We start from the raw sequence: 15,947 nt of genomic DNA, 5'->3' as shown, positions 1-15,947 counted from the left end.
AAAATAAAGATTAGTAGGGATTAGGATGGAAGCAAATTTAATAAAATTGATTACAAACCAAATATTTTATTCAGGCAGACTGATTTTACCCATACAAATAGAAGGTACACCCTGTCTTTGACCAAAATTTATTGGGCTTCCGCACAATGTTTCGTTAGCAAGAACTGCAAACAATACGGCTTCTTTAGCATCCGGATTTATTCCTAAATCAGCAGTGCTCATAAATACCGAATTCGGCAGCTTAACTTTCAGTAAACTTGCCAATAGTGGATTATGCATTCCACCACCACTCATAAATACAGTTGCAGCAGCATTAGCGCCAAAGCATTTTTTTATGGCGTTTGAAATCGTTTCGGCAGAGAAATGGCAAAGTGTTGCCATAACATGCTCCTTCTCAATACTTTCTGTTGCAGACGCTTTCTGCGCTGATTGCAAATACTCAAGATTGAATAACTCCGGCCCGGTCGTTTTTGGAAAGTCGTCATCAAAAAAACCACAGTTAAGTAAAGTCGATAGTAATTTTTCGTTTAGTATCCCTGATGATGCTATTTCAGAATTTTTATCGTAGAAAATATTGTAATGTTTTTGAACATACTGATCCATCAAAGTATTACCCGGACCAACATCTGTAGAAAAAATTTCGTTTGCTTTTAAGGATCCGGGCAAATAGGTAAAGTTGGCTATTCCTCCAATGTTGAGCATAACTCTATCTTCGCTTTCCTTTGAAAAAATAAGATAATCTCCATAAACAGCTAAAGGCGCGCCTTCGCCTCCGCCAGCCAAATGTTTCTGCCTGAAATCGGATAAAGTAATGATACCTGTTTTAACTGCAATATGATCACCATCGCCAATTTGCATTGTCCCATTTGGATAATCTGTTAATTTATGAAGGGATTTAGGCGAATGAAAAATGGTTTGTCCATGACTGGCTATAAAATCTATCTGATCATTTTTGTATCCCCACTCTTTTAATGCCAGATTAATTAACTCTGCATGAACATTGGCTATGTATTCGTTCATCAGGCAAACCAACTGTAAATCAACATCTCTTTTCGAAAAAACGGCTTTAATTTTGGTTCTAAAGTCATCATTATACGCCCAGGTTTTAAATGCTAATATTTGAATTTGGGTTTGCGTACCGCTTCCGGTTACGTCACAAAGCGCAATATCCAAACCATCCATCGATGTTCCACTCATTAAGCCAATGATTAAACGCTGCTCCTTTTGAGCCCTTTCATAAAGATTCTGGATTTGTTTATTCATAATAATTCAGGACAATTGATCAAATGTTTAATTTCAGGTAATGTTGACTAATGCAAATACTTGCAATAAAAGTAAATAACCTTTGTTAAAGATTGGTCATAACTCGTTATATTTACTGCTCCGTACATTAAAAACCATAAACAAAAATGGCAAGATTAAATCTACTGGAGGAGACACGTTTCGAGAAACTCCCTGTGAGCGTGTTCGATAATCCAAAAATTGCTTCCGTTAATGTGGCGCACCGAATTGCGAACCTCATTAAATCAAAACAAGCAAACAACGCACCTGCAGTACTGGGCTTAGCAACAGGTGTTACCCCAATTGCAGTTTACGCCGAATTGGTAAGACTGCATAAAGAAGAGGGTTTAAGTTTTAGAAACGTAATTACTTTTAATTTGGATGAATATTATCCAATGCAGCCAAACGCAGCTCAGAGTTACGTTACCTTTATGAACGAAAATCTATTCGATCATATCGACATCGACAAAAACAATGTGCACATTCCTGATGGAACGATTCCATTGGAAGAAATCCCTGCATTCTGTTTAGATTACGAGAAAAAAATCGGAAATCTTGGCGGATTAGATATCCAGATTCTGGGTATTGGCCGTACAGGTCACATTGGTTTCAATGAACCTGGGTCTGCACCCAATTCAGGAACGCGTTTAGTTACCCTTGATGATCTGACACGCCGGGATGCTGCCAGAGACTTCGGTGGAAAATCTTTTGTCCCTACCAAAGCGATAACGATGGGCATCGGAACGATTTTCAAGGCAAGAGAAATTATTTTAATGGCATGGAGCCGCAAAAAGGCTTCCATTATCAAAAAGGCTGTTGAAGGAGAAATTTCAGGGGACGTTCCGGCAACTTATCTTCAGCTTTCGGACCATGTGGAATTTATTCTGGATACCCCTGCGGCTGCCGAGCTAACTCGTTTTGATACGCCATGGCTGGTTAAGGACTGCGTTTGGACGGAAGACTTGATTCGCAAAGCAGTAATTTGGTTGGCGAATAATTTAAAAAAACCTGTTTTAAAATTAACAGAAGACGATTATAACAATAATGGCATGGCACAACTGGCTACCGAAAAAGGGCCGGTTTACAATATAAACATCCATATTTTTAACAAGCTGCAACATACCATTACCGGGTGGCCTGGTGGTAAGCCAAATGCTGATGATTCTCAACGCCCTGAGCGAGCAGAACCAGCTAAAAAGCGTGTGATTATATTTTCTCCTCATCCTGATGATGATGTAATTTCGATGGGCGGTACATTTATCCGTCTGGTTGATCAGCAACATGATGTTCATGTCGCTTATCAAACATCTGGAAATACGGCCGTTTGGGATGATGACGTACTTCGTTTTGTCGAATTTAATGTCGATTTCTCGGAAAAAATGGGCATGGATAACTCTGAATTAAAGGCCCTTTATAATAATATGCGGGCATTTATCGATCAAAAGAAACCAAACCAGGTTGATACGCCCGAGATTCAGACCGTAAAAGGATTAATAAGAAAAGGTGAAGCCATTGCCGGTGCCCGTTATTGTGGTTTGGAAGATGACCATATCCACTTTCAGGCACTTCCTTTTTATGAAAGTGGAAAAAATCAAAAAAATCCGGTAACCGATGCAGATATAGAACTTACGATTGAGCTTCTACGGAAAGTAAAGCCACAACAGGTTTTCGCCGCCGGGGATTTTGAAGACCCGCATGGCACACACATTGTTTGTTTTAATATTATTTTAGCTGCTCTAACCCAGCTTCGTAAAACGGAAGCCTGGGCACAAGATTGTTGGTTATGGATGTACCGTGGCGCCTGGCAAGAGTTTGAAACACACGAAATTGAAATGGCAGTTCCAATCTCGCCTCAGGAACTTGAGCGCAAACGAAATGCTATCTTTAAACACCAGAGCCAAAAAGATAGAGCTGTATTTCCGGGAGATGATGCCAGGGAATTTTGGCAGCGAGCAGAAGATCGCAACCGAGAAACTGCCAAAGCTTACGATGCATTAGGCCTGGCAGAGTACGAAGCGATGGAAGCTTTCGTTCGATGGAAGTTTGCTGATTAAACACCTTAACTTACGAAGTCTTCCCAAGCATTTAGCTCCGTAGACTTCGTAAGTTTTCCCCTTAGTTTTTAGCTTTTTCTTTTAAAAAAGCTATATTCAATCTTCCCTATTTTAATTTAATATCCATTTAAATATGAAAATAGAGGAAAAAGGTAGTTATCACATTTACAATCGTGGAAATAATAAAAATTTAATCTTTTTTGAAGAGCGTAACTATAAATACTTTCTCAATCAGTTTAAAAAATATGTAACTCCATACACAGAAATCTTCAGTTAACCCATCAAAGCGGGTTTAGCCGAAAAACTAGAGGACTATAACTATTCCTCTTACAATACCTTTCTTTTAAATGAATCTACCTTAATTAATAAAGTCGAAGTCTTAGAATGGTTTAAAGACTTAGTGGCTTTATTGCAGATCATAAACTCCAGGCAACTTAAAATTAAAACATTCTAAGTCTCCTTTGTTCCTGCCATGTAGAATCGGATGTTTGATTTAAGAAGACTCGGAAGATATTTCTCTTTATAAAAACAATATTCTAAATTAGTTGGCTTAACTTAACCAACCCGGAAATGATTCATCCAAGACAGCGTTTACTATCCCTCGATTTTTTAAGGGGTTTTACGGTAGCCGCCATGATTTTAGTTAATAATCCTGGTAGCTGGGGCCATATCTATGCTCCTTTGGAACATGCGGAATGGAATGGGTGCACACCAACTGATTTGGTTTTTCCTTTCTTTCTTTGGATAGTTGGTATATCGATTGCATTCGCCATGAGCAGCAGCAAGTCAGATCCGTCTACACATAGAAAAACCATTATAAAAGCTGTTAAGCGCGGTTTAATACTATATTTTTTAGGCTTTTTTCTGGCCATTTTTGGTAAACTACTTAATGATCCTGCACATGCATTACAAACGGTAAGGTTGTTAGGTGTACTTCAGCGCATTGGTATTGTATTTATCATCAGCAGCATAATTTTTTTAAAAGCATCTACAAGAACAATATTTAAAACATTAATTATAATCCTTGCCATTTACTGGGCATTGATGGCATTTGTGCCTGTTCCGGGCGTCGGTTATCCAAACATGGAACAAGAAACCAATCTCGCCGCATGGCTCGACAGGCTCATTTTAACAGAGGCACATACATGGGCTTCATCAAAAACCTGGGATCCGGAAGGCATTTTAAGCACATTACCCGCTATCGGAACTTGTTTATTCGGCCTATTGGCTGGCATCTGGATGCGTAGAAAAGATGTAGATAACCCAACTAAGGTTGCATGGCTGTTTAGCGCTGGCATCGTTGCAATTGTTCTGGGTTTACTCTGGGATTTACAATTTCCTATTAACAAATCGCTTTGGACCAGCTCCTATGTTTTATACACAGGCGGTCTGGCTTCAGTTGCTTTTGCATTATGTTACTGGATTATTGACGTTCAGGGCTACAAAAGATTCACTACACCTTTTGTTATTTATGGCGTAAACGCGATAACCGTTTTCTTTCTTGCAGGTTTAATGCCCCGTGTACTTAACCTGATACAGTTAGTCAATCCCGATGGCACAAAAACAGGCTTATTAGTCCGTTTCTACGAAACGTGTTATTTGCCATTTTTTTCACCTGTCAATGCCTCATTGGTTTGGGCAATAACCTATGTACTTGGATTCTATGTATTGCTGTATTTTATGTATAAAAAAAATATTATTATTAAAGTTTAACTATTCTTTGGCCAAAGGGATTTCCACGCCAACCGGACCACTTGGTTCGCTTTCATTCTTCAGTCTGTCTAATGCCGTTACCATATAACTATATCGTTTTCCGTTTTCAGCTGTTGTGTCGATAAATGAAAGGTAGTTTTCAAAACAGATCCTAAGAATATTTTTAGGATCAAGTATGGATATCTTTTCGCCTTCTGCAAATCTATAGATAACAAAGCCTGCGGCAGTTTCTCCATCCTTAGCCTTCAATGGCATTTGCCAGTTCAAATGCACGCCATCTTTCAGTGCATCGGCAGTTAATAGTTGAGGTTCATTTGGAGGCGTTTCGTCTAACCATGGCATTTGTGGTGGTAAGGCCGGGTATTTGTACAAATCCATTTTCAAGGAATCTCCAAGCGATCGGCCGACCGTACTTAATGATTTGGAAGAAAAATAAACACTGCCCTGAATGCGGCTATTCTCTCTCAAAGCTCTAATCTGATTTGGAATTTCAGAAGGATTTCTCCAGGCCGCTTCTGCTCTTGAATTAATTAAATAGGCAGCATGGCCAACGTAAACATGCCTGCCATAAGCATTGTTACTCCACCAATTTAATAAAACGCCAAAAGGCGCTACCTTTTTACTGAAATGGAAATATATCTGAGGGTTGATGTAGTCTACCCAACCTTCCTTTATCCACTTACGGCTGTCGGCATAAAGCTCTGCAAAATTGGAAAGCCCCCTGCTTTCAGAGCCTTCAGGATCTTCATATTTATTCCTCCAAATACCAAAAGGACTAATACCAAACTTCACGTATTTTTTATAATGATGTACGCTATCATCAACCATCTTAATTAATAAATCGACGTTATTTCTCCTCCAGTCTTTTATATCTGAAAAATTATTAGGGTACTTGTAAAATGTAGATCCGTCATCAATTCTTTGTCCTTCAATAGGATAAGGATAGAAGTAATCGTCAAAATGAATGCCATCAACGTCATAATTTCGAACGACATCTAAAATTACCTGCGTGATGTATTGCCTCACATCCGGAATCCCGGGATCGAACTGTTTCTTGCCACCGTAGGTAAAAAACCATTCCGGGTGTTTTTTTGTAATGTGGTCATCACTCAGGCGCGTTATCACATTCATACTCGCTCGGTAAGGATTAAACCATGCATGCAGCTCCATCCCTCTGAAATGAGCTTCTTTTATGGCAAACTCTAAAGGATCATAGCCTGGTGCAGGTGCCAAGCCTTGCTTCCCGGTGAGCCATTGGCTCCAGGGTTCACGGCCTTTCGCGTAAAAGGCATCAGCGGCTGGACGTACTTGCAGCAGTATTGCATTAATACCTTGTGCTTTGTGCCGCTCTAAAATTCCGATAAGTTCTTGTTTTTGCTGATCGACTGTGAGTCCGGGCCGGGATGGCCAGTCAATATTGGTAACAGTTGCTACCCAAACCCCTCTAAACTCTCTTTTTGGTGCAATTTTTGATATTGGTTGAGCATTTAATATATAAGGCAGTATAGTTATAGATAAAACTGCGTATAGGAAGTTTCTAAGCATTATTTCTGTCTGTTTTTTTACTTTTATGACCTGTTTGCTCAAATAATAATACAATTTGAACTTTAGCAAGTAAACGATTTTTTTTAAAAAACTTATATAAGTCTATCAAAAATTTTAATTTGTTACAAATCTAAACTACCTCAAAATATGTTACCACTAACTATGAGAACATAATATATTAACAGAAACGACTGAGTATATTCAAATGGAACCAACAAACGTTAACAAAGGCGATAGAAATAAAATTTACTTCCTCATAATTGTAATAGCAGCTTTAATTGGTACAAATGGATATTTGTTTTTTAAAGACAGGCAACAAGGTAGCCGGTTGGTTACGGTGAGCGCAGAAAAAGATAAACTTAGGTTAGAAGTTGAAAAAATCGAAGTTGAACTGGATAAAGTTAATGCGCTTAACCTGGATCTCAACGAAAAGCTGATTGAAGAACAAAACCTGGCGAGAAAAGAAATCGAATCTCTAAAACGTTCACTTGAAAATGATAAGATTACGCAAGCAGATTTAGAGGACGCCAGAAAAAAAGTTGCCGAACTTCAAACATTCGTAAACAATTACAATAAAAAAATCATATCGCTTGAAAAAGAATTTCTCTTTTTAAAATCTACGAAAGATAGTTTGGAAAACTCCGTCAGGACTGCAAATGAAAGAGCAAATAATCTGGCAAATGAAAATTCCAATTTAAATGCAAAAGTGAAAACCGCAGCTATTTTAAAGATACAAAAAGCCGAAATCGTCGCTTACAGAACTAAATCTTCGGGCAGAAAAATAGAAGTTAATAAATCATCAGCGGCAGAAAAACTAAGCATACGTTTTAGCATTATACCAAATGAGCTGGCAGAAAAAGGTCATCATAATATTTTCATCAGGGTTTTCGATCCTGCTGGAAACTTACTGGCAGATGAGGGCAATCGATTTGAAGCCGAGGGGCAGGAAATGCAATACACCCACTCTATATTTATAGATTATAATAACGACAACAGCACCTATACGATAGATTGGACTAATCCGAAGCCTTATATCAAGGGCATTTATACCGTAATTTTATATACTGACAGTGCCACAATGGGTAAAGCGCAGTTAGAATTAAGGTAATTTAAACTAATGGAAAGTTTAAATAAAACGTTGTTCCTTTACCGGTAACAGAAGTAAAGCTGATATTCCCGCCTGCATTTTCGATGGCCTGTTTCACGAAGGCCAATCCTAAACCAGTACCAGACGTTTTTGTAGTAAAATTCGGTACAAATATCTTATCGTGCAGGATAACCGGAATGCCTTTACCATTATCCTCAATTTCTATATATGCATTTCTATTATCATTGTAAATCAAAACATTAATTGAACAGTCACCTCCATCATCATTAGCTTCAATAGCATTTTTAAAAAGATTATTAAAGGAGCGAAGTAATTGATCTTTATCTGCCTGAATGTAAATATTTATCTGGGATTTATTTACAATATTGATATCAACATTCTCAGCACTTTTAAAAACCTCTCTGGCTTGCTCAATAACAGCAAGCACTGCTGTCTGTTCTAATTTAGTATCTGGCATTCTCGCGAAATTAGAGAATTCGGATGCAATTTTAGACAAGCTTTCAATCTGTTCAATAAAGGATTTACTAAATTTATTGAACTTAATCTCAAAGTTCGGGTCTTTTTCTTTCCAGGATTTTTCCAACAACTGTACACCAAGTTTAAGAGGTGTAAGTGGGTTTTTAATCTCATGCGCAACTTGTTTTGCCATCTCCCGCCAAGCACTTTCCCGCTCAGAACGTGCCAACTTCATCGCACTGTCTTCCAAAGCAGCAATCATGTTATTATACTCTTTAATCAGCGAACCAATTTCATCGTGCCTGCGCCAAACGATAGGTTCATTTTTTTGTCCTATCTTAGTTCTGCTAAAACTTTCCTGTAGAAACGTTAGCGGATTTGTGATCTGATTAGCAAGAAAAACTGCCAATACGCCAATTGCCACAAAAACCAGGGCATACAAATTTATCAGGTTACTTACAAAAAGAGCTATTTTATCCTTATATTCATCTTCGTTGGAGTAATTGGGCAGACCAATAAAAGCTATTGTTTTATTTTGCGCATTCTTTACCGGTGCATAGGCTGCTGCATATGTCAGATTACCTATTTTCTCTTCCTGATTAATAAACTCCGACCGTTGGAGCCCCTTCAGGTTCAGGTATGCTTTCGGACCCATCTTACGCCCGATTATCTTGAAATTGTACAGTTTCGGATAGGTGGTCATTATGACATTTCCTAGGGTATCATAAAGAGTTAAATCCGCGCTGTTAATGTCTGCGAAGTTATTAAAATCAGCTATTGCATTTTCATCTGTATTTATTTCTCCGTCGTTAAATATTTGCTTTTCAAAATTTTGCTGAACTTTCCTGATTTTATCCTTTATCAAAACGTCTTGCTGACCACGATATTCTACATTCATATACCCATACGTTGTCCAGCCTACAACGAGTAGCGTTGCAACAACAGTTAAAATGATTGTAACCTGAATACGTGTTTTATATAGAATCTTATTTGCATTAATCATCAGGGAGCGGTTAATGCTGAACCAACCTATCCTGTCATCATCGAGGTTTTTAATAAGCCAAACCAGACCATAGAGCATTATACTAAATATTATGAAAACCAAAAAGAAAAAAGAAAGTGCAGCCAGCCGCTCCAGATAACCAACCTTTTCCTTGCTGATTATAACCATTTTGCTGTTGCTGGGCTTAAATATTAAGTGACTATAACGTAATTCATTATCGTTAGCGATCACAAAATCATTTAACTTACCCTTGTAAATGCTTCCATCCAGCGGATAGGTATATGTACCTGATTGGTTAAGCAATTTATCATTATTGTATAATGCGACGGAGTAATTTTTAAATTCCTCATCTTTATTGTATTTCTGATCCGCCAGAAGATCGGGTAAGCGATTGTTATAATTATAAGGTTTGGAATGCAACTCTATAATTAATGTACCAAGTAAACCGTTATTTTTTACGACCGGGATAATTCCAAAATAGTCCTGGTAACCGAACGTGTTGTTAACCTGGTAGAAAAAATTAGATGCCTCTGTTTTTACAGACCCGGACTCCACAAGCCGCTTGTATTTCTGTATCGGTTGAGCTTCTGATTCATTTATCGCGCTTCCGAACTTATCATAATCATATATGTTATAATCGTAACGACTTAAATATCCATCTAAATAACCCTTAATGTGGTTTTTAAGTCTTGGGAAGTTCACTACGCTGTTATTTGCGAAATACCTGACTAAAAATTCATCTTCAAGTAATTGCCGCTCTAGCTTGCTAAGTGCAATAATTGCATTCGGATCATCTGATGATTGTACTTTTCTGGCAAGTAGCTCGCGCTCGCTACGTTCCTTAATATCTTTATATTTTATGTATTTAATGGACGTATTGAAGGCCAGGCAAAAAAACAAAATCGCAAGCAGACCAGTAGAAAAATATTTTCCTTTTACATATGATATTCTACCAATAATGAGGAGAACCAATGAGTAAACAATGAAAAATGCTGTGAATTCGGTCGTTAATTTATAAATAAAAACTATTCCAAAGCCCGCTAAGAACAGCATTAGTCGCTCCCTATTGGTTACGTTTAACTGTTTACCTATTTCAATTGATATTATTGTAATGAGATAGATTTGAAACCAGGCTAAACACAAAATCACGATACTTACCCAACTGTTTCCACTTAACTTAAGTATGTTGATAATGTCGAAATTGATTTTTGAATTGTTAATCAGACCGAAAAATAAATCGTCAATGAAAAATGCGATCAATGCAATATTGATGAGTAAAGTGCAATGGATAAATAATCCCAAGAATTTGTTACGTTTTATCCAATCCGCGAATTGATATTGCTCTTTATGATTGTAAACAAATAAAAGCCACCATGTCGCTGCTAATACGTTCATAAGGAAATCGCCCAGCGAAGGCATCAGGTCGTTAGCGGCATATATTTTAGGGTCAAATAATTCCAACGGAAAATGGTGATTGAACCAGCCATAGTTAATATCCGTTAAACGCCCTACTATAAAAAAAGCCAAAAACAACAAGCTTGCAGAAACCAGATACCCACGCCTTGCCAGAAATGAGCAAAGCGAATTGAAAAACATACAAATGCATAAAATACCAGCTATAAAAAGCCATAGCTGGATATCGGAATAATAATCGTCCGTATAGCCCGGTTTTATTTTTAATTCAAATAAAAATGTTTTGTCTTTACTAATAATTGAGTAAGCATCTTTATCATTATACGCGGAAAGTGTTATGATCTTTGAATCAGATAATAGTGGATCCATGTCATTCCTGAAATACTTGTTTTCGGGAACACTGTATTTCGACTGTATGGCTATTAAAAATATTAGTACAAAATCTTTATCCGTTTTCTTTATTACCTCGTAATATCCGTTAGATAAATATAAAACCGATTTCCCTTCCTTAATTGTCTTGGGATTTATATCTGAAATCCTGATTGTACTCCAGTATTTAAGCTTATTATTTTGAAAGGTCTGAAGATTAATTCCGTTTGTTCGATATGATGCCAGGAAATTTAAAGCGCTTTTTGCTTCATTATGAAACTGCTTCGCTTTGGCAATTTGTTTTTTATTCGAAAGGAAATTATCGACTATTTCTTCCTTAAGAAGAAGGATTTGCTGAACTTTTTTAGCTTCCCGCTCCAGAAGCTTTTCTTTTGTTGTAAAACGACTCAATGAAATGGAAGTTGCAATGAGGCAGCAACCCAAAACAAGCAATAGAAATCTTATTTTAACACCAAAGCTCAATTTCATCGATTTTTATAAAGATATTAAATATTGGTAAATAGCAACGCCATAAACAGTCTTGTTTATGGCGCTGAATTTCCTTTTAATTGAACTGTTAAGCGATTTTTACGCTGCTTGTCACGGCATCACGACTAACTTTCTTAACTAAACCCTGCAAAACGTTCCCAGGACCAACTTCTATAAATTCCGTAGCACCATTTGCCAGCATATGTTCAACCGTTTGCGTCCAACGTACGGCACCGGTCAATTGTTTAATCAAGTTCTTTTTGATTAGAGCCGGGTCGGTGTATGGCTGCGCATCAACATTTTGATAAATCGGACAAACCGGAGCGGAGATATTAGTAGCTTCAATTGCAGCTTGTAATTCGATTTTAGCAGGTTCCATTAAAGGCGAGTGAAAAGCACCGCCAACATTCAATTTTAAAGCCCTTTTAGCGCCAGCCTCGGTTAGCTTTGCACACGCCAAATCAATTCCCTCTATACTGCCTGAAATAACCAATTGTCCGGGGCAGTTATAATTAGCCGGCACCACAATTTCTTCGATTTCAGCACAAATTTTTTCTACAACATCATCACTCAAGCCTAAAATTGCGGCCATTGTTGAAGGCTGTATCTCACATGCTTTCTGCATGGCATTTGCACGTGCTATCACCAGTTTAAACCCATCTTCGAAACTCAAAGCATCGGCTGCAACTAAAGCAGAAAATTCTCCTAAGGAGTGGCCGGCAACCATATCCGGTTTGAAATCATCACCTAAAACCTTTGCTAGTATAACCGAATGCAAAAATATTGCTGGTTGCGTTACGTTGGTTTGTTTAAGTTCATCATCTGTTCCATCGAACATAATGTCGCTGATTCTGAAACCGATAATTTCATTTGCTTTCTCAAATAACTCTGCGGCCTTAGGATTCTCATAGAGATCTTTGCCCATGCCTACAAATTGTGCTCCCTGACCAGGGAAAATATATGCCTTCATACCCCTTAATCCCCTAAAGGGGAAATTAACTATTTCTAAAATTATTAATTTTAATGCCCTTATTCCCCTTCAGGGGTTGGGGGTTTAATCTAAACTGGCTGTAATTAACCTCAAAAACTCAGCCCTTGTTTTATCGTTGCTTAAAAAAGTGCCGGTAAAGGCGGAGGTTGTAGTGACAGAATTTTGTTTTTGCACACCACGCATGGCCATACACAAGTGTTTACATTCCATTACTACGGCAACGCCCATAGGGCTTAGGGTATTTTGTATACAATCCCTGATTTCATTCGTCAAGCGCTCTTGCACCTGCAGGCGACGGGCAAAAGCATCCACAACACGAGGAATTTTGCTTAAGCCAACAATGTGCCCGTTTGGAATGTAAGCGATATGCGCTTTGCCGAAAAACGGTAACATATGGTGTTCACACATGGAATAAACTTCAATATCTTTAACCACAACCATCTGGCTGTAATCTTCTTCAAACATTGCTGATTTTAAAATCTCATCGGGTTTTAAGTCATAGCCATGTGTTAGGTATTGTAAAGCTTTAGCAACACGTTCAGGTGTTTTTACCAAACCTTCACGCTCCGGGTTTTCACCCAATTGAGATAATATGTCTTTATAATGTGCTGCAACAGCTTCGATTTTGGATTCATCATAACGATCTATTTTTACATAGCCATCTCTGGATTCTCCTTTTAAAATGTCTTTTTCCATTCAGGTTTAACCAAAATATTCAACAAAATTATTTTCCGTTTCGTAAATTTTAACGCTGTGCAAAACAGCACCGCTTTCTGCAATTGGTGAAGTTAACTCTTCCCAAACTGCAATCGCAAGGTTTTCTGTTGAGGCGAGTTTACCTTTCATAAAATCTACGTCAAGATTCAAATTTTTATGATCGATTTTGTCCACTACGTACGTATTCATTACATCTTTTAACCATTTAAGGTCTACAAGAAACCCTGTTTCAGGATTAACTTCGCCTTTTACAGTAACATAAAGCCAATAATTATGACCATGCCAGTTAGGGTTAGCGCACTTACCATAAACTTCAGCATTTTTTTCATCATCCCAATCCGTACGGGCCAGCTTATGCGCTGCATTAAATGATGCTTTTCTTGTTATATAAATCATTATTATAATTAAACGGCAAATATACAGATAAAGCTTTAAGCCTAAAGGCCAATGCTTAAAGAAAGCAATTTAAATTAAAAGAATCCACTAAATTTACATCATGAAAACATTAGTTGTAGCCGCTACCAAAGCTGAACTCACCTTTCTATATCAGCATTTTAATTTACAGGAAGAAGATTTTATTGAAGGAAAAAGCTTCGATATTTTAATTACTGGTGTGGGTATGGTCGCCACCGCATTTTCACTTGGCAAACACTTATCACATCGCTATGATTTGGTTTTAAATTTAGGAATAGCTGGCTGTTTCGACAGAAAAATTGAACTGGGAAGTTTGCTAAATATAACAGAAGATACCTTTGCAGAATTGGGTGCCGAAGATGGAGATAACTTTTTAACCATAACTGATTTGGGTTTTGGGGAGCATACTTACAAATCTAAAAGCCTGATTAATGTCGATTTACCACAGGTTTCCGGGGTAACCGTAAACCGGGTAAGCGGAAATGAAAAAAATATCCGGACTTTGACCGAGCGGTTGCATCCAAAAACGGAAAGCATGGAAGGCGCTGCAGTTTTTTTTGCTTGTCAGCAGGAATCGATAAACTGCCTGCAAATCCGAAGCATTTCTAATTATGTTGAGCCCCGTAATAAAGACAAGTGGAAAATTGGATTAGCGATTAAAAATTTAAATAACTGGGCAATTGCCTTTCTGTCAGATATGAATTGATTATGACGAACTAATTTACAGCTTAGCTTAATTTTGACGCATGAAACTTACCCTCGGCTTTTCGCCCTGCCCTAACGATACATTTATTTTTGATGCCTTAATACACCACAAAATTGACACAGAAGGTTTAGAATTCGAAGTCTGTTTTGATGATGTGGAAACACTTAACCAAAAGGCTTTAAAGGGTGAATTAGACATAACTAAGTTAAGTTTCCATGCTTTTGCATATGTTGCCAAGGAATATGCACTACTTGATGCGGGCAGCGCTTTGGGCTTTGGGGTCGGGCCTTTGCTGATAAGTAAAAAAGATTTAACAGGTAAATTAAGTCCGGAATTAAAGGTGGGCATTCCAGGAAAATATACAACAGCAAATTTCCTACTGGGTATCGCCTACCCTGCATTGCAAAATAAGGAAATAATGGTTTTTTCCGAAATTGAATCTACTCTGCTTGAAGAAAAGATAGATTTAGGCTTAATTATCCACGAAAACCGTTTCACATACCAGGATAAAGGTTTACACAAAGTTATCGATTTAGGGGATTATTGGGAACAATTAACGGGCTGTGCGATTCCTTTAGGAGGAATTGTAATCAATAGAAAATTAGACAAAGCTATCCAACTAAAAGTTAACCGCCTCATTCGCCAATCTGTTGAATATGCCTTTGCCAATCCAAAATCATGTGTTGATTTTATCAAACAACATGCGCAGGAAATGGATGAAGCTGTGATGTATAAACATATAGAATTATATGTCAATAAATACAGCATAGATTTAGGAAAAGAAGGCCGGAAAGCCATTAACACTTTATTTGGCCTTGCACAGGAACGCAACCTCATTCCCGCTGTACCGGAGGATCTGTATGCCTCGGATTAACTAACCAAAAGTTTATAGCCTTTTCCGTGAACGTTGATAATCTCTACAGCTGGATCTTCTCTTAAATATTTACGTAGTTTGCTCAAAAAAACGTCCATACTTCGTCCGTTGAAATAATTGTCATCATGCCAGATGGTTAATAGCGCTTCTTCACGTGTTAATACCGTGTTTTTCTTAAGGCACAGCAACCGTAGCAATTCCGCCTCCTTGGTTGATAATTTCTGGGTCTGCCCTTCCCAGGTTATGACCTGTGTTGTATAATCAAAATTGTATTTCCCGATGGAAAACTGACTTTCAGCAATTTCCTCATGACTTCCCGTTTTATTAGAGATGCGTTTAAACATCGCATTTATACGAAGCAAAAGTTCTTCAATACGAAATGGCTTTGTAATGTAATCATCTCCACCTAAATCATATGCAGAAGATTTATCTTCAAGCATGGTTTTGGCAGTAGCAAATATAATAGGCACATGGTCATTTATTTTTCTGATGTCTTTACCTAAAGTAAATCCATCCTTCTTTGGCATCATCACATCAAGAATACAAAGATCAAAATTTTGCTTATTAAAAGTTTTAAGGCCCTCTTCACCATCAGTACACAAAACAACATCAAACTTTCCTTTCAACTGCAAATAATCTTGCAACAGCAGGCCTAAATTAGGATCGTCTTCTACTAAAAGTATTTTTTTCATTTTTTCCTGTTGTTGGTATAGTTATTTACGTTAAGGGTTCGATTCTGATAAAGCATGATGGTTTAATTAAGATTGATAATTAAATTAATTATTCAGCTAGTTAAATCCTAAAGCATTATTTA

12 protein-coding genes are annotated in these 15,947 nt (G+C 37.6%); 5 read left to right on the top strand and 7 right to left on the bottom strand.

Features of this window, described 5'->3' with window-relative positions; all coding sequences use genetic code 11:
- Positions 1-66 precede the first annotated feature (66 nt).
- A complete protein-coding gene (locus ASF92_RS01410; RefSeq protein ID WP_056086748.1) occupies positions 67-1,263 on the bottom strand; it encodes an anhydro-N-acetylmuramic acid kinase in 1,197 nt (398 codons plus the stop codon).
- A gap of 146 nt (positions 1,264-1,409) precedes the next feature.
- Between ASF92_RS01410 and nagB the strand changes: the two genes are divergently transcribed.
- Complete coding sequence (nagB, locus tag ASF92_RS01405; RefSeq protein ID WP_056086746.1) at positions 1,410-3,335, top strand: glucosamine-6-phosphate deaminase; 1,926 nt, start codon at positions 1,410-1,412, stop codon at positions 3,333-3,335.
- A gap of 570 nt (positions 3,336-3,905) precedes the next feature.
- A complete protein-coding gene (locus tag ASF92_RS01400; RefSeq protein ID WP_056086743.1) occupies positions 3,906-5,048 on the top strand; it encodes an acyltransferase family protein in 1,143 nt (380 codons plus the stop codon).
- Here ASF92_RS01400 and ASF92_RS01395 read toward each other — a convergent pair whose 3' ends face one another.
- Positions 5,049-6,593 carry a glycoside hydrolase family 10 protein gene (locus tag ASF92_RS01395; RefSeq protein ID WP_056089054.1) on the bottom strand — a complete coding sequence of 515 codons (1,545 nt, stop codon included), beginning with the start codon at positions 6,591-6,593 and terminating at the stop codon, positions 5,049-5,051.
- A gap of 205 nt (positions 6,594-6,798) precedes the next feature.
- Between ASF92_RS01395 and ASF92_RS01390 the strand changes: the two genes are divergently transcribed.
- Entirely contained in the window at positions 6,799-7,701 is a 903-nt protein-coding gene (locus ASF92_RS01390) for a hypothetical protein (RefSeq protein ID WP_056086741.1), read from the top strand.
- Position 7,702: 1 nt separating this feature from the next.
- Here ASF92_RS01390 and ASF92_RS01385 read toward each other — a convergent pair whose 3' ends face one another.
- The 4 genes from ASF92_RS01385 to ASF92_RS01370 form a co-directional block, all read right to left on the bottom strand.
- Complete coding sequence (locus ASF92_RS01385) at positions 7,703-11,431, bottom strand: HAMP domain-containing sensor histidine kinase (protein WP_056086737.1); 3,729 nt, start codon at positions 11,429-11,431, stop codon at positions 7,703-7,705.
- Between the two features lie 88 nt (positions 11,432-11,519).
- Complete coding sequence (gene fabD / locus ASF92_RS01380; RefSeq protein ID WP_056086734.1) at positions 11,520-12,401, bottom strand: ACP S-malonyltransferase; 882 nt, start codon at positions 12,399-12,401, stop codon at positions 11,520-11,522.
- An 84-nt stretch (positions 12,402-12,485) separates the two neighbouring features.
- The gene (gene folE, locus ASF92_RS01375) at positions 12,486-13,118 is read right to left on the bottom strand and encodes a GTP cyclohydrolase I FolE (protein ID WP_056086732.1); all 633 of its coding nucleotides are present in this window, start codon (positions 13,116-13,118) and stop codon (positions 12,486-12,488) included.
- Between the two features lie 6 nt (positions 13,119-13,124).
- Positions 13,125-13,535, bottom strand: coding sequence for a 6-carboxytetrahydropterin synthase (locus tag ASF92_RS01370; protein ID WP_056086728.1), 411 nt, complete (start codon positions 13,533-13,535; stop codon positions 13,125-13,127).
- Between the two features lie 100 nt (positions 13,536-13,635).
- Between ASF92_RS01370 and mqnB the strand changes: the two genes are divergently transcribed.
- Both mqnB and ASF92_RS01360 read left to right on the top strand, forming a co-directional pair.
- Entirely contained in the window at positions 13,636-14,259 is a 624-nt protein-coding gene (mqnB, locus tag ASF92_RS01365; RefSeq protein WP_056086726.1) for a futalosine hydrolase, read from the top strand.
- Positions 14,260-14,299: 40 nt separating this feature from the next.
- Positions 14,300-15,133, top strand: coding sequence for a menaquinone biosynthesis family protein (locus ASF92_RS01360; protein ID WP_056086724.1), 834 nt, complete (start codon positions 14,300-14,302; stop codon positions 15,131-15,133).
- On the opposite strand, the gene ASF92_RS01355 is transcribed toward ASF92_RS01360, so the two are convergent.
- Positions 15,130-15,825, bottom strand: coding sequence for a response regulator transcription factor (locus ASF92_RS01355; protein WP_056086721.1), 696 nt, complete (start codon positions 15,823-15,825; stop codon positions 15,130-15,132). The two genes, ASF92_RS01360 and ASF92_RS01355, sit on opposite strands and share 4 nt — an antisense overlap.
- Between the last annotated feature and the right edge of the window lie 122 nt (positions 15,826-15,947).

The sequence above is a fragment of the Pedobacter sp. Leaf176 genome (genome assembly GCF_001424305.1).
Taxonomy (GTDB): Bacteria; Bacteroidota; Bacteroidia; order Sphingobacteriales; family Sphingobacteriaceae; genus Pedobacter.
This window is presented reverse-complemented; position numbering and strand designations above follow the sequence as displayed.

Coding starts and splice junctions, on each gene's coding strand:
- nagB (WP_056086746.1), top strand. CDS start 1,410: ATGGCAAGATTAAATCTACTGGAGGAGACACGTTTCGAGAAACTCCCT.
- ASF92_RS01355 (WP_056086721.1), bottom strand. CDS start 15,825: ATGAAAAAAATACTTTTAGTAGAAGACGATCCTAATTTAGGCCTGCTG.
- ASF92_RS01395 (WP_056089054.1), bottom strand. CDS start 6,593: ATGCTTAGAAACTTCCTATACGCAGTTTTATCTATAACTATACTGCCT.
- ASF92_RS01410 (WP_056086748.1), bottom strand. CDS start 1,263: ATGAATAAACAAATCCAGAATCTTTATGAAAGGGCTCAAAAGGAGCAG.
- ASF92_RS01400 (WP_056086743.1), top strand. CDS start 3,906: ATGATTCATCCAAGACAGCGTTTACTATCCCTCGATTTTTTAAGGGGT.
- ASF92_RS01360 (WP_056086724.1), top strand. CDS start 14,300: ATGAAACTTACCCTCGGCTTTTCGCCCTGCCCTAACGATACATTTATT.
- folE (WP_056086732.1), bottom strand. CDS start 13,118: ATGGAAAAAGACATTTTAAAAGGAGAATCCAGAGATGGCTATGTAAAA.
- mqnB (WP_056086726.1), top strand. CDS start 13,636: ATGAAAACATTAGTTGTAGCCGCTACCAAAGCTGAACTCACCTTTCTA.
- fabD (WP_056086734.1), bottom strand. CDS start 12,401: ATGAAGGCATATATTTTCCCTGGTCAGGGAGCACAATTTGTAGGCATG.
- ASF92_RS01370 (WP_056086728.1), bottom strand. CDS start 13,535: ATGATTTATATAACAAGAAAAGCATCATTTAATGCAGCGCATAAGCTG.
- ASF92_RS01390 (WP_056086741.1), top strand. CDS start 6,799: ATGGAACCAACAAACGTTAACAAAGGCGATAGAAATAAAATTTACTTC.
- ASF92_RS01385 (WP_056086737.1), bottom strand. CDS start 11,431: ATGAAATTGAGCTTTGGTGTTAAAATAAGATTTCTATTGCTTGTTTTG.